This is a genomic window from Nocardia wallacei, from assembly GCF_014466955.1.
GTDB classification, from domain to species: Bacteria; Actinomycetota; Actinomycetes; order Mycobacteriales; family Mycobacteriaceae; genus Nocardia; species Nocardia wallacei.
This window is the reverse complement of sequence record NZ_AP023396.1, coordinates 6130209-6143452: the sequence shown is the minus strand read 5'-3', so window position 1 is coordinate 6143452 and position 13244 is coordinate 6130209. Positions and strand designations below refer to the sequence as shown.

The window sequence follows — 13244 nt, the reverse complement described above, 5'->3', positions numbered from 1 at the left end:
TCCGCTCGGCGGTGTCGCAGCAGAGGGTGCGCGGCCAACCCGGCATACTGGGTAGCCGAATGACCCGCTGCTCCGATCGGAGGTTACGTGTGACGAGTGTCGGTTCGGTGAACGGGCTCGCGAAGTCGGCCGATATCGCCGTACTGCCCAAGCGTTTTCACGCCAAGGTCGATGTCCGCTGGTCGGATATGGATGTCTTCCAGCACATCAACCACGCCCGGATGGTGACCTTGCTGGAGGAGGCGCGCATTCCGTGGCTGTTCGAGGGTGACCGCCCGACGGCGGGGCTGCGTTCCGGCTGTGTGCTGGCCGATCTGCACGTGCGCTACCGGGGCCAGCTGCGCCACGAGGACACGCCGCTGGATGTGGCGATGTGGATCGACCAGCTGCGAGCGGTCGATTTCACCATCGGGTACGAGGTGCGCGCGAACGGCGTCGCGCTGGATTCGGCGCCCGCGGTGATCGCCAGCACCCAGATGGCCGCATTCGACATCGATACTCAGCGGCTGCGCCGATTGACCCCGGCCGAGCGCGAATACCTCGCGCAGTGGAAGTCCGACTGACGAGGCGATGAGCGCGGCCGGACGGGTCGCGCGGAAATGAGGACAGCGGCAATGCTGCCGGGATTCGACCGTTCGGACCAGCGAGCGCTGCGGGTGCCCGATCCGGCCGAGCGCGAGAATCTGGCGACCTTCGTCGGTCGGGCGGTGCGATTGGATCCCGCGGCCGTGATCCGGTTGCGCCGGCGCGGTGACCGCTACGTGGCGGCTTGGGCCGCAACCAGTTTCGAGGCGCTCGCGGTCCGGACCGTGGTCGCCGACCTCGGTGTCGACGACGTGACCGTGGGTGGCGACACGCTGTTGTCGGGCCTGGCCGGTCCCGGCGCGGGCGGCCCGATCGACCTCGGATTCTCGATGGATTCGGCGTGGCGCACGGCGCTGCCGCCGGCGGACGGCTGGGTTCACGTCGATGACGTCCCGGCGCGCAGCCTGGTCGAATTGGCCGAACGCGGTGCGGAGGTGGCCGCCGAGCACGGCAGTGGCTTCGGTCCACCGGTCTCGCTGCTGGACCAGGCGGTCCTCACCGTCACCGGCGGCGGACAACAGGTCGAGGTCCCGATGCGCGTCGTATTCGCCCTCACCGCCATGGATTTCATCCCGCACTCCGGCGACAAGGCCGACTCCCGTCGTATCGCCCCCACCGAAATCGTCCGCGTCCGCGCCGCCCGAACGTGGCTGCGCCTGGACGCCCGCTACGGCTCCGTGGCCCGCCGCCGCGGGCCCGGCATGCCCCTGACCCCCCGCTGATTCGGGCCGACCGGTCCCCGTCCGATCCGCCGATGCCGGGTCATGCCACGCCGAGCAGGCGGAGCAGGGCGGCGGTGACGGCCGCGGAGAGCGCGACCAGGATGAGCGGGGCGCGGCGCCAGGCCAGGACGACGGCGACGAGAACGCCTGCGGGAAGGGCGAAGCCGGCCTTGTGAGCGGTGGGGACCAGTTCGGTGACGGCCAGGGCAGTGAGCAGCACGACCGAGCCTGCTTCCAGCAGCCGAGTGACGCGAGCCGGAAAAGTGATGCGGCGGCGCAACACCGGCCCCGCGAAGCGCAGGGCGTAGGTGCCCGCCGCCAAGGCCAGCGCGCCGGCGATCAGCGTGGTCTCGACGGTCATCGCCTTGTCGCTGCGGGGTCGAGTGGGCGGGCGGTACGAACGGTCATCGTCATTCCCTTCGGATCGAGTGGGATGAACCGGCGCGCGCAGGTGCAGGGCGCCGATATGCGCTCGTGCGATGGTCAGGCCGGTTCGGCGGCCTTTCCGCCCCAGCCGAACGCCAACAGCGCGGCGGGAAGGGCCAGGAGTACGGGGAGTCCGGCGCCGAGGAACGGTGTGGTCGCGGCGGCGATGCCCGCGCCGACCAGCGCCGCGCGGCGGGTGGCCCGGTCGGCGCGCAGCGCGGGTAATGCCAGGGCCAGCAGCACCGCCGGGAATACCGCGTCCAGGCCGAAGCGGTCCGGGTCGGGAACCGCGGTGCCGACCAGCACGCCGAGCAGCGCCCCCAGCGGCCAGGCCAGCAGCACGCCGAGGCCGCACAGCCAGAAGGCGGCGCGGCGGCGGTCGCGGTCGGATTCGGCCAGGGCCAGCGCCACCGACTCGTCGTTCATGACATGGGTGCCGAGCAGCCGCCGCCATCCGGTGCCTACCACGTCGGGCACCGCGAGCCCGTACGGCAGGTGGCGAGCGTTGACCACCAGCCCGGCCAGCACGGCCGCGACCAGCCCGCCCCCGGCTGCGACGATGCCGACGAACAGGAACTCCGAACCCCCGGCCAGCACGAGCACGCTGAGCAGGATCGGCAACCATGCGGGCATCCCGGCGGTCACGGCCGACGCGCCGTAGGAGACGCCGATCGCCACCACCGCCAGGCAGATGGTCGCTATCCCGGTGAGATCACTCCGATCGAGTGTTCGCCATATCGAACGCACGGCTACTATATTGAACGTCGCAGCCGGGCGCGTCAATCGCGCCGTCGCCGCCCGGTACTGTCTGAACCCATCATGACCGAGCACGACGACGCCCAGTCCGCCCCGCCGAAGGAGGCCATCGCCGCCGCGTTGCGCCGCGAGCGGACCCGTGCCGGTCTGTCGCTCACCGAGGTGGCCCGCCGGGCGGGTGTCGCGAAATCCACACTGTCGCAACTGGAATCGGGTGTCGGCAATCCCAGCATCGAAACCCTGTGGGCGCTGTGCGTGGCGCTGGGCATTCCGTTCTCCCGCCTGCTCGACCCGCCGCGACCGCAGGTGCGGGTGATCCGCGCGGGGGAGGGTCCGATACTGGCGTCGGCGCAGGCCGACTACCAGGTGGCGCTGCTCGCGGCCAGCCCGCCGAACGCCCGCCGCGACATCTACCGCATCTCGGCCGAGCCGGGCCTGCCGCGCCGTTCCGAGCCGCATTCGCGCGGCGAGATCGAGCATCTGATCCTGGCGGCCGGTCGCGCCCTGGCCGGCCCGGCCGCCGATCCGGTCGAACTGGGTCCGGGTGACTACATCCGCTACCCGGGCGATCAGCCGCACATCTTCGAGGCCCTCGAGCCCGGCACCTGGGGTATCCAGGCCAGCGAGTACGGCTGATCGCGGCCTTCTCCGGCTACGCGGCCGTCCTCTCATCCTGTGCCATAACGCTTTTCCACCAGGCGACGGTGCCGCGGGCGACCTCGTCCAGGGGCGTGTGCCGCACGCCGAGCTTGCGCTCACTGGCACTGGAGTCCAGCTCGAAGGGCCGCTCGAACTGGTAGTTCATCTCCGCCAGTTCACGCATCATGCCGTTCACCACACCGACCGTCCGCAGTGCCCAGCCGGGCATGGCGAGCACCTTGGGAGCGGGCACGCCCGCGGCCTGCGCCAGGGCCGCGACCAGTTCGCGCATCGATACCGCGGGTGCGGTCGGCGCGTGCAGGAAGGAGTTCCACAGCGCCCGATCCGCCGCCGCGGCGATCATCGCCGCCGCCAGGTCGGGCATGTAGGTGAACGAATGCGGCAGGTCGGCCTTGCCGAAGACCTGAACCGTTCTGGCCGCCAGGATATTCGGGACCATCCGCTCCCCGGCGTGCGACATGCGCACGTGCGGGCCGATGAAGTCCGAGGCCGCGACGCTGACGGTCGGAGTCGGCGAGGCGTCGCGAGCCCGCAGCAGCGCCACCCGCACGGCGGGTTTGCCGAAATCCGCTGCGCGCGGCATGTTTTCGGTCATCGGCCGGTCGACCGGCCCGTAGGAGTACAAGCTCTCCGGGAAGACGACCACGGCACCGGCCGCCCCGGCCACCTCCAGCACGGTCTGCTCGGTGGCGGGCAACTCGGCCCACCAGGTGCGGGCGGCGTACTTGGAGCCGTGCGTGCAGTGGTAGACCGCCACCGCGCCGTCGACCGCAGCCGAAAGTTGTTCGCGCCGAGTGACGTCCACCTTTCGACGCTCGATCAGCGGATGGACCGGGCCGCTCCCGGATCGGGTCAGGACGCGGACGTTCTTACCCGCTGCCGCGAGTTGCTCGGCCACGGTGGTGCCGACGGGTCCGGCTCCGGTGACGACGTGCAGTTCGGTCATGGTGCGCACCTTTCACTTTTGTGAGCGCTGATCTCTGATGTATCGAGCATGCCTCGGTGCGCCCACCCTTGTCAAGAGCAGTGCTCTCTTCAGAGTCTCGTGATCCGAACGCCCGCCGCCGACTCGGCGTGCGGACTGGTGGCTTTCGACAGGCTCACGCACTACGCCGGAGGCATGACGATGGCCGATGACGTCGTGAACCGACGCTCACGAAGCGAAGCGAGCGAGAATTACGCGGCGCCCTCGCCGAGATACTGCAACCACACCGGGTCCAGATCGGCGGTGGTCGACAGCAGACGCCAGTGCGGGCCCTTCGGCGACACCAGCGGATGGTGCAGCGTCCAGCCCAGCTCGCTGAGCAGCTTGTCGGCCTTGCGGTGGTTGCACGGTGCGCAGGAGGCGACGCAGTTCTCCCAGGAGTGGGCGCCGCCGCGGCTGCGGGGAATCACGTGGTCGATGGTCTCGGCTTTGCCGCCGCAGTACGCGCAGCGGTAGCGGTCGCGATGCATCAGCGCCGCGCGGGTCATGGGGACCCGGGCGCGATACGGCACGCGGACATAGTTGCGCAAGCGGATCACCGACGGCAGGGCGACGGAGGCGCCCGCGGAATGCACGACGGGACCCTCGGGATTGTGGTGGACGGTATCGGCCTTGTCGCAGATCAGCAGGACGATCGCGCGGCGGGCCGACAGTGCGGTGAGCGGCTCGTAGGTGGCGTTCAGAAGCAACACCCGGCGCTTCGACCACGCGGCCACCGGGGGCGCTGGTTCGATGGTGCGGTGCTGCCAGGCAGCACCCGGATGAGAGCGTTTATCGGACAGGACATGCAGCGGAGTAGCCCCCGACCCACGATTGTGGACGTCGGCGGGCTGGAGTTGTCGGTGCGTTCTGGCCTCGTGTGACCGAGCGCCCTGCCGCTGCTTCATGGGAACCCCGAATTCGTCAGATCCGTTTCGTGTGGTATCTCGGCAGACACTGCCAACCAGTTGACCATGGAATCGACGCCTTTGCCAGCTGATTTGACACTTTCCGTCTGTGCTGTGGATGAACGAGCGGTTACGCCTGCGGGTGGTATGTGCGACGGGGATGCTGGGCCCCGGAACCCGGCGATATGCTGGCGAGCGTGAGTTCCGGCGAGCAGACGGCGACATCCTTCTACGAGGCGGTCGGCGGAGCGGAGACGTTCCGGCGCATCGTGGCGGCCTTCTATCGAGAGGTGGCCGCCGACGAGGTGCTGCGCCCGCTGTATCCGGAGGAGGATCTCGGCCCGGCCGAGCGCCGGTTGCGGATGTTCCTCGAGCAGTACTGGGGCGGCCCGCGCACCTACTCCGACGAACGCGGTCACCCGCGGCTGCGGATGCGGCACATGCCGTTCCGGATCGGACCGATCGAGCGGGACGCGTGGCTGCGCTGCATGCGGATCGGCGTGGCGGAGATCGAACCGGAGGTGCTCGACGACGAGCATCGCCGGGCGCTGCTGGATTATCTGGAGATGGCGGCGAATTCGCTGATCAACTCGCCTGTCTGACGGCGCGCGGAGAACTGGGCACGGAGCGGAGCGTGTCCGATTCTCGCTGGGTGTTAGCTCGATCTCGCCAACACGCGCCCCCGGGGCGACTTTTGCCGGAAACCTTTGGCACTATTGGCGTTTGTGACAGCTTCATCCCCCGGGGAGCAGGCCTCGCCGTCGGACAAGCCGTGGTGGCGTTCGGCAGTCTTCTATCAGGTCTACCCGCGGTCGTTCGCCGATTCGACCGGCGACGGGGTCGGCGATCTGGCCGGCCTGCGCGACCGGCTCGGCTATCTGGAACTCCTCGGCGTCGACGCGCTGTGGATCTGCCCGGTCATGCGCTCGCCGATGGCCGACGGCGGCTACGACGTCAGCGATCCGCGCGATATCGACCCGCTGTTCGGCGACCTGGCGGTGCTGGACGAGGTGATCGCCGAGGCGCACGACCGGCAGATCAAGGTCACCATGGATCTGGTGCCCAACCACACCAGCGACCGGCACCCGTGGTTCACCGCGGCTGTCGCCGCCGGACCGGACAGTTCCGCTCGGGCGCGCTACATCTTCCGCGACGGCCGCGGTCCCGACGGCGCCGAGCCGCCGAACAACTGGCCGAGCGTGTTCGGCGGCCCGGCGTGGACCCGGGTGACCGAACCCGACGGCAGCCCCGGCCAGTGGTACCTGCACATCTTCGCCCCCGAACAACCCGATCTGAACTGGGACAATCCCGAGGTCGCGGCCGATTTCGAGCAGACCATGCGGTTCTGGCTGGACCGCGGCATCGACGGGTTCCGCATCGATGTCGCGCACGGGATGGCCAAACCGCCGGGCCTGCCGGACATGGACACCGTCGACACCCGCATGCTCGTCCACGACGACGACGATCCGCGCTTCAACAACCCGGGCGTGCACGACATCCACCGGCGGCTGCGCAAGATCATCGACGAGTATCCGGGGGCGGTCGCCATCGGCGAGGTGTGGGTGGACGACAACGTCCGCTTCGGTGAGTACGTGCGGCCCGACGAACTGCACCTGGCCTTCAACTTCCGGCTCGCCGAGACCCCCTTCGACGCCACGAGTATCCGTGCGGCCGTGGACAACTCGCTCGACGCGGTGGCGGCCGTGGGCGCCAGCGCCACCTGGACGCTGTCCAATCACGACGTCGAGCGCGAGGTCACCCGGTACGGCGGCGGCAGCGTGGGGGTGGACCGGGCCCGCGCGATGCTGCTGCTGGAGCTGGCGCTGCCGGGCGCGGTGTTCGTCTACAACGGATCCGAACTGGGCCTGCCGAACGTCGACGACCTGCCCGACGCGGTCCTCCAGGACCCGACCTGGGAGCGGTCCGGGCATACCGAACGCGGCCGGGACGGCTGCCGGGTGCCGCTGCCGTGGGAGGGCGACCGGCCACCGTTCGGCTTCACCACCGGCCGGTCCTGGCTGCCGATGCCGCCGCAGTGGGCCGATCTCACCGTCGAGGCGCAGCTGGAACGCATGGACTCGACGCTGTCGCTGTACCGCTCGGCCATCGAAATGCGCGCGCTGCGACCGGAATTCGCCGGCGACGAACTCGACTGGTACGGCAGTCCGGCCGGTTGCCTGGCCTTCCGGCGGCCGGGTGGGCTGGTGTGCGCGCTGAACGCCTCCGACGAGCCGATTCCGCTGCCGCCCGGCGAGGTGCTGCTGTCCAGCGCCCCGCTCGACGGCAACCGGCTGCCGGTGAACGCGGCGGCCTGGCTGGTCTGAGCGCCGCGACACGAGCCGCGGGGCTCACCGGTCGACGCCCGAGTCGGGCGCATCGTCTACCGTTGGGCTGTGAGCATTCTCGAGACAGTGCTGATCTTTGTCGGCATCCCGCTGGTGATATACGCGGTGATCGCCGGATTGTCGTATCTCGGCAAGCCGCTGCCCGGCGAGAAGCCGGTTCACTTCAACCTCGGCGACAAGTGGACCGCGGACCCGGTGCTGTGGAGCGCGACCGATGAGGTGACCGTCTACGGTCACCACATCGCCGACCATTCGCATGGCACCCATGCGGCTGTCGAATCCGGAGCGGAGCTGATCGGAGGCCGGGCAAGTGGCAAGTTCTGAGTGGCCCGCGGTGGTCGAGGCCGACCTGCCGCGCGGATACGCCGTCACCAGCAGCGGCCGGGTGTCCGGCGTGCACGAGGCGGGCGATGTGTTCAACGAGGCGCCGTTCGACGACACCGAACGGCTGCTGCTGGACAACACGCTCACCGAGGCCACCCGCGCGACCAAGGTGCGGTTCAACATCTTCATCGGCGACCTGCGCCCGGATCCGGCGACCGGCGTCGAGGCGCTCTTCCCGGCCACACCGGAGGCGGCGCGCTCGGTGCTCATCGCCGTCTCGCCGAACGATCGCGCCATCGAGGTCCGCTCGGGCCGCGATGTTGCCGACCGGGTCAACGACCGCGTCTGCCAGCTCGGGGTGACCGCCGCGCTCAGCTCGTTCCGGCAGGGCGAGCTGATCGACGGTCTCGTGGCGGCCGTGCGGGTGATGGCCGCCGCGATCGGCCGCCCCTGACCCTGCCACCCGCCCCTGATTACGCTCTGAGCGGAATCAGGGGGCGGGCCGCGGGCGCCCGGCCTTAGGCTCGGAGTATGGCCGAGCACCCGCGACTTCATTCGATCCCCGGCGGACGCGACGATCGCTCGCCCGCGCGTCCGGAAGAGCCTGTGCGGGAACCGCTCTGGCGTGAGGTGCTCGGTGAGCGGTTGCGCGCGCTGCGGCAGGAGCACGGCGAGACCCTGGCCGAGACCGCCAAGCGCGCCGGCGTGTCGCCGCAGTACCTGTCCGAGGTCGAGCGCGGCCGCAAGGAACCGTCCAGCGAGATGATCGCCGCGCTGGCCGGTGCGCTCGGCACCTCCCTCGGCGGTCTCACCGAACAGGTCGCCGACGAACTGCGGCGTCAGCGCCGCCTCGCCCGCCCGGCCGTCCGTCGCCCCGCTGTCCTGCCGACACTCGCGGGCACCCCGGATCTGTCGCCCGCAGACCTCATCGAGCTGGCGAACCAGCGCCGCCGGATCGTCCGCACCCGGCCCGCCGTCCCCGAACGGGCCGGGCGCGACCGCGACACCGGCCCGACGCTCATGGCCCTCGCGGCCTGAGCGCTAACGGGCGGTCCCCGCGCGCAGCGCCCGCACGGCCTTGTCGAGCCGGGCCCGCCTGATCTCCGGCGACGGAGCCTGGAGCAACGGCAGGATCACCCGATATCGCCCGGTCCGGTTCAGCGTCTCGAACGCGGCAGCGGCCTCGGCGTCGTCGCGAAGTGCCTGCGCGAGATCGGGCGGCACGGTCGCCGTGTGCTGCGAGGCGTACGCCGCCGCCCACCGCCCGTCCTCCTGGGCCCGGCGTACCTCGGCCAGCCCGGGTTCGCGCATTCGCCCCGCGGCGATCAGCGTCGCCACCTTGTCGACATTCACCTGCGACCACAGGCTCCGGGGGCGGCGCGGCAGATATCGCTGCAGGTAATAGTGCTCGTCGAGCGACCGCCGCTGCCCGGAGATCCAGCCGTAGCACAGTCCGGCGTCGACCATCTCGTCCGAGGAGATCGAGGCGATACCGGACCGCTTCTTGGCCGCCTTGATCCAAACGCCTTCGGCGCGGGTGTAATTCACGGCGAGCCAGTTCTCGAAAGCCTCGGCGTCCGGAAAGGCGATGATCTCCACCCCGTCGAGTGTGTCCATGGGCCCAGGCTATCGCCGCCGCCGGGCCTCGCCGCCTCAGTCGCGCGGACCGAGGACCTGATCGACCAGGCCGTACTCCACCGCCGAGGCCGCGGTGAACACCCGGTCGCGGTCGGTGTCGTGGCGCAGGGTCTCCACCGCCTGACCGGTGTGCTTCGACAGCACGGCCTCGATCTCCGCGCGCATCCGGACCAGTTCGTCGGCCTGCAGGATCAGATCCGGGATGGCGCCCTGGCCGCGCGCCGCCGGCTGGTGCAGCACGATCCGGGTGTGCGGCAGCATCGAGCGCCGCCCGGCCGCGCCGCCCGCCAGCAACACCGCCCCCACTCCGATGGCCTGGCCCACGCACGTGGTCGCCACCGGTGAGTGAACGTGCTGCATGGTGTCGTAGATCGCGAGCATCGCCGACAGGTCGCCGCCCTCGCAGTTGATGTAGAGGTTGATGTCCTGTCCGGGGCTGTCGGCGTCCAGATGCAGCAACTGGGCGATGAGCGCGTTGGCGACGCCGGAGTCGATCGGAGTGCCGAGATACACGATCCGCTCGGTGAGCAGATGCGAGTAGACGTCCATGATCCGTTCGCCGCGCGGATGCTGGGCGATGACATTGGGAATGGTGTAGCTGGTCATGCCGAGATCCCCACTTTCTGCCGCTGCGGAATCACCTGGTGGAACGAGTCGACGATGCCGTCGATGAAGCCGTACTCCTGCGCCTGCGTGGCACTGAACCAGCGGTCGTGCAGCGAATCCTCGTAGATGCGGTCGAACGGCTGTCCGGTGTCCTCGGCGATGAGGCCGAGCACGGTGTTGACGGTGTGGCGCAGATCGTCGGCCTGCACCTCGACCTCGCCCGCGCTCCCGCCGATACCGGCCGAGCCCTGATGCATGAGAATCCTGGCGTGCGGCAACGCGAATCGTTTGCCGCGCGCGCCGGCCGAGAGCAGGAACTGACCCGCGCTGCACGCCAGCCCCAGCGCCAGTGTCGACACGTCGCACGGCACCAGCCGCATCACGTCGCGGATCGCCAGCATCGACGGCACCGAGCCGCCGGGAGAGTGGATCCACAGGGAGATACCGGAATCGGGGTCCTCGGCCGCCAGCGTCAGCATCTGCGTCGCGAGCAGCGTTCCGTTGTCGTCGTCGAGACCACCGTCGAGGACCAGGATGCGCCGGCTGAGCAGTTGCTCGCGGGCGCGCCAGCTGAACAGCGGGGCCTTGTTGTCGTCGTGAGCCATGACCCCACGGTGCCCGAGCCGGCCCCCGAAAACCGCTCCGCGCTGCTGTGAGCAGATCTGCCCACAGCAGCGCGGACAGCGCGCGCCTCAGCGCGCGTCGAAAGCCCTGGCGCGCAGGGACCGTTCGATGCCCGCCTTGCCCTCGGAGACCAGACGGCGCAGCGCCGGGGGATGGTCGGCGGCGAGGAACTTGTCGGCCACGGCGACCGCCTCGGGGGTGATGGCCCAGTGCGGGTAGAGCCCCACCACGACGGTCTGGGCGACCTCGCTGGAACGGCGCTCCCACACCTCGGGGATCTCCGCGAAGTAGCGCTCGACGTACGGGGTCAGCAGTTCTTCCTGGCCCACCGGAGCGAAGCCGCCGACGATGGCGCGGGCGGTGATGTTGGGTACCGAGTCATCGGTCATCACCGTGTTCCAGGCGATTTCCTTGACCTGCGGCAGCGGCCGCGCAGCGGCGGCGGCCGCGGCCTGGCGACGACCCGCGGCGGTGGGATCGCGGTCGAGTTCGGCGTCGATCACCGGCGTCGCGTCGTCGTCGACATCCACCGCGCCCGACTTGGCGAGTGCCTGCACCAGCCGCCAGCGCAGATCGGTGTCGACCACCAGCCCCGGCAGGCCCGCCTCCGCCGGGTCGCCCTCGTACAGCGCGCGGAGCACCTCGACGTGCTGCTCCGACAGCCGCGCCCCGGTCAGCGAATTCACAAAGGCCAGTTGATGGTCCGACCCCGGCTCCGCCGCCCGCGCCAGCTCCAGCAGGCGGTCGGCGAACCCCGGCCAGCCCTCCCGCGCGGCCCACTCCGGGTCCGCGTAGCTGCCCAGCGCGGTGTGCGCCTGCATCAGAACGCGTTGCACCACACCGATTTCCGTCTCGGCGCCGACGCCGCGCTGCACCAGCGCGACGAAATCGCGGGCCCGCAGTTCCGCCTGCCGGGTCATCTCCCACGCGGCCGACCAGCACAGCGTGCGGGGCAGCGATTCGGCGATGTCGGCGATCCGGGTGACGACCGTCTCCTGCGATTCGGGGTCCAGCCGCACCGAGCAGTAGGTGAGGTCGTCGTCGTTGATCAGCACCAGCTTGCCGCGCGGGACGCCCACCAGCTCGGGCACCTCGGTACGTTCGGCGGCGTCGAGATCCAGCTCGACCCGCTTGGTACGCACCAGCTTTCCGTCCTGATCGGCGTAGACGCCGACGGCCAGGCGGTGCACGCGGCGCTCGCCCGCGCCGGGGTACGCGCCCTCCTGGAGCACGGCGAACCGGGTGAACCGGCCGTCGGCGTCGACCTCGAAGTCGGGACGCAGGATGTTCAGGCCGGTGGTCTTCAACCACTGCGCGCCCCAGCCGGAAAGGTCTCGGCCGGACGCCTTTTCGAGCGCGCCCACCAGATCGTCGAAGGTGGCATTGCCGTAGGCGTGGTCGGCGAAGTAGTCGCGCAGACCGGCCAGGAACGGCTCCAGCCCCACATAGGCCACCAGCTGCTTGAGCACGGAAGCGCCCTTGGCGTAGGTGATGCCGTCGAAGTTCACCTCGACCGCGGCCAGGTCCGGGATGTCGGCGGCGATGGGGTGGGTCGAGGGCAGCTGGTCCTGCCGGTACGCCCACGACTTCTCCACATTCGCGAAAGTGGTCCAGGCACTGGAGTATTCGGTGGCCGACGTCTGTGCCAGCACCGAGGCGAAGGTGGCGAACGACTCGTTCAGCCACAGGTCGTCCCACCACTTCATGGTGACCAGATCGCCGAACCACATGTGCGCCATCTCGTGCAACACCGTCTCGCAGCGCCGCTCGTAGGACGCCCGGGTCACCTTGGACCGGAACACGTAGTCCTCGAGGAAGGTGACCGCGCCCGCGTTCTCCATGGCCCCGGCGTTGAACTCGGGCACGAACAGCTGGTCGTACTTGCCGAACGCGTAAGGGACGCCGAAGTTCTCGTGGTAGAAGCCGAAGCCCTGCTTGGTCTCGGTGAAAAGCCGTTCGGCGTCCATGAATTCGGCCAGCGAGGCGCGGCAGTAGATACCCAGCGGGATGCTGCCGTGCGCGTCGGTGTAGGTGTCGGTCCACTTGGCGTAGGGTCCGGCGATGAGCGCCACCAGATACGTACTCATGCGGGGGGTGGTGGCGAAGGTGTGTGTCACCACCGTGCCGGTCTCGCGGGTCTCGAGCGCGGCGCCGTTGGAGATGACCTCCCAGTCCTGCGGGGCGGTGACGGTGATGTCGTAGGTGGCCTTGAGATCCGGCTGGTCGAAGCAGGCGAACATCCGCTTGGCGTCGGCGGTTTCGAACTGCGAGTACAGGTAGACCTTGTTGTCGGTCGGGTCGACGAAGCGGTGCAGGCCCTCGCCGGTGTGCGAGTACTCGCAGTCGGCCTCCACCACCAGCTCGTTGCGCTCGGCGAGGCCGGTCAGGGTCAGGCCCACGGATTCGTCGTACTCGCCGATCTCCAGCGAGGTGCCGTTGAGCACCGCGGAGCGCACGCCCGCCCCGACGAAGTCGATGAAGGTCTCCGACCCCGGCGTCGCGGTGAAGGTCACCGTGGAGCGCGAGAAGAACGTCTCCGATGCGGGCGCCTCGGCGCTGGTGGGCTGTCCGGTGAGATCGAGTTCGACGCGATAGTTCTCCACGCTGATCGTCGCGGCACGCGTGATCGCCTGCTCTCGGGTGAGATTCGGTGCGGACAAGGAGGCTCCTTCGTCGGTCGGAGAAC

General features: G+C 69.8%; 16 protein-coding genes. 8 read left to right on the top strand and 8 right to left on the bottom strand.

Annotated elements, in window-relative coordinates; all coding sequences use genetic code 11:
* Positions 1 to 134: 134 nt before the first annotated feature.
* Positions 135 to 563, top strand: a complete 429-nt coding sequence (locus NWFMUON74_RS27285) for an acyl-CoA thioesterase (RefSeq protein ID WP_269475366.1) — start codon at positions 135 to 137, stop codon at positions 561 to 563.
* A gap of 51 nt (positions 564 to 614) precedes the next feature.
* On the top strand, positions 615 to 1307 hold the full coding sequence (locus NWFMUON74_RS27280; RefSeq protein WP_187684624.1) for a DUF8010 domain-containing protein: 693 nt from the start codon (positions 615 to 617) through the stop codon (positions 1305 to 1307).
* A gap of 40 nt (positions 1308 to 1347) precedes the next feature.
* On the opposite strand, the gene NWFMUON74_RS27275 is transcribed toward NWFMUON74_RS27280, so the two are convergent.
* Positions 1348 to 1668 carry an AzlD domain-containing protein gene (locus NWFMUON74_RS27275; RefSeq protein WP_187684623.1) on the bottom strand — a complete coding sequence of 107 codons (321 nt, stop codon included), beginning with the start codon at positions 1666 to 1668 and terminating at the stop codon, positions 1348 to 1350.
* A gap of 122 nt (positions 1669 to 1790) precedes the next feature.
* Positions 1791 to 2480, bottom strand: coding sequence for an AzlC family ABC transporter permease (locus NWFMUON74_RS27270; protein ID WP_187684622.1), 690 nt, complete (start codon positions 2478 to 2480; stop codon positions 1791 to 1793).
* 72 nt (positions 2481 to 2552) lie between these two features.
* On the opposite strand from NWFMUON74_RS27270, the gene NWFMUON74_RS27265 reads away from it, so the two are divergent.
* Positions 2553 to 3125 carry a helix-turn-helix domain-containing protein gene (locus NWFMUON74_RS27265; protein WP_187684621.1) on the top strand — a complete coding sequence of 191 codons (573 nt, stop codon included), beginning with the start codon at positions 2553 to 2555 and terminating at the stop codon, positions 3123 to 3125.
* 16 nt (positions 3126 to 3141) lie between these two features.
* Here NWFMUON74_RS27265 and NWFMUON74_RS27260 read toward each other — a convergent pair whose 3' ends face one another.
* Together NWFMUON74_RS27260 and NWFMUON74_RS27255 are read right to left on the bottom strand one after the other, a co-directional pair.
* The gene (locus NWFMUON74_RS27260) at positions 3142 to 4095 is read right to left on the bottom strand and encodes an NAD-dependent epimerase/dehydratase family protein (protein WP_187684620.1); all 954 of its coding nucleotides are present in this window, start codon (positions 4093 to 4095) and stop codon (positions 3142 to 3144) included.
* 230 nt (positions 4096 to 4325) lie between these two features.
* Positions 4326 to 5021, bottom strand: coding sequence for an HNH endonuclease (locus NWFMUON74_RS27255; protein ID WP_232110620.1), 696 nt, complete (start codon positions 5019 to 5021; stop codon positions 4326 to 4328).
* A gap of 185 nt (positions 5022 to 5206) precedes the next feature.
* On the opposite strand from NWFMUON74_RS27255, the gene NWFMUON74_RS27250 reads away from it, so the two are divergent.
* From NWFMUON74_RS27250 to NWFMUON74_RS36970, 5 genes are all read left to right on the top strand, one after another.
* Positions 5207 to 5623 (top strand): globin, encoded by a 417-nt coding sequence (locus tag NWFMUON74_RS27250; RefSeq protein WP_187684619.1) that lies wholly within the window; start codon positions 5207 to 5209, stop codon positions 5621 to 5623.
* A 123-nt stretch (positions 5624 to 5746) separates the two neighbouring features.
* Positions 5747 to 7345: a glycoside hydrolase family 13 protein gene (locus NWFMUON74_RS27245; RefSeq protein WP_232110619.1), complete on the top strand. Its 1599-nt coding sequence runs from the start codon at positions 5747 to 5749 to the stop codon at positions 7343 to 7345.
* A gap of 69 nt (positions 7346 to 7414) precedes the next feature.
* Positions 7415 to 7690, top strand: a complete 276-nt coding sequence (gene ctaJ, locus NWFMUON74_RS27240; protein WP_187684617.1) for an aa3-type cytochrome oxidase subunit CtaJ — start codon at positions 7415 to 7417, stop codon at positions 7688 to 7690.
* The gene (locus NWFMUON74_RS27235) at positions 7677 to 8144 is read left to right on the top strand and encodes a DUF5130 family protein (RefSeq protein ID WP_187684616.1); all 468 of its coding nucleotides are present in this window, start codon (positions 7677 to 7679) and stop codon (positions 8142 to 8144) included. The genes ctaJ and NWFMUON74_RS27235 overlap by 14 nt, the downstream gene beginning before the upstream one ends.
* A 152-nt stretch (positions 8145 to 8296) precedes the next feature.
* Positions 8297 to 8728 carry a helix-turn-helix domain-containing protein gene (locus NWFMUON74_RS36970; protein ID WP_425300705.1) on the top strand — a complete coding sequence of 144 codons (432 nt, stop codon included), beginning with the start codon at positions 8297 to 8299 and terminating at the stop codon, positions 8726 to 8728.
* A 3-nt stretch (positions 8729 to 8731) separates the two neighbouring features.
* On the opposite strand, the gene NWFMUON74_RS27225 is transcribed toward NWFMUON74_RS36970, so the two are convergent.
* The 4 genes from NWFMUON74_RS27225 to pepN form a co-directional block, all read right to left on the bottom strand.
* Entirely contained in the window at positions 8732 to 9307 is a 576-nt protein-coding gene (locus NWFMUON74_RS27225; RefSeq protein ID WP_187684614.1) for a YdeI/OmpD-associated family protein, read from the bottom strand.
* Between the two features lie 36 nt (positions 9308 to 9343).
* The gene (locus NWFMUON74_RS27220; protein WP_187684613.1) at positions 9344 to 9934 is read right to left on the bottom strand and encodes a ClpP family protease; all 591 of its coding nucleotides are present in this window, start codon (positions 9932 to 9934) and stop codon (positions 9344 to 9346) included.
* Positions 9931 to 10539, bottom strand: coding sequence for a ClpP family protease (locus tag NWFMUON74_RS27215; RefSeq protein WP_187684612.1), 609 nt, complete (start codon positions 10537 to 10539; stop codon positions 9931 to 9933). The genes NWFMUON74_RS27220 and NWFMUON74_RS27215 overlap by 4 nt, the downstream gene beginning before the upstream one ends.
* A gap of 87 nt (positions 10540 to 10626) precedes the next feature.
* A complete protein-coding gene (gene pepN / locus NWFMUON74_RS27210) occupies positions 10627 to 13218 on the bottom strand; it encodes an aminopeptidase N (protein WP_187684611.1) in 2592 nt (863 codons plus the stop codon).
* Between the last annotated feature and the right edge of the window lie 26 nt (positions 13219 to 13244).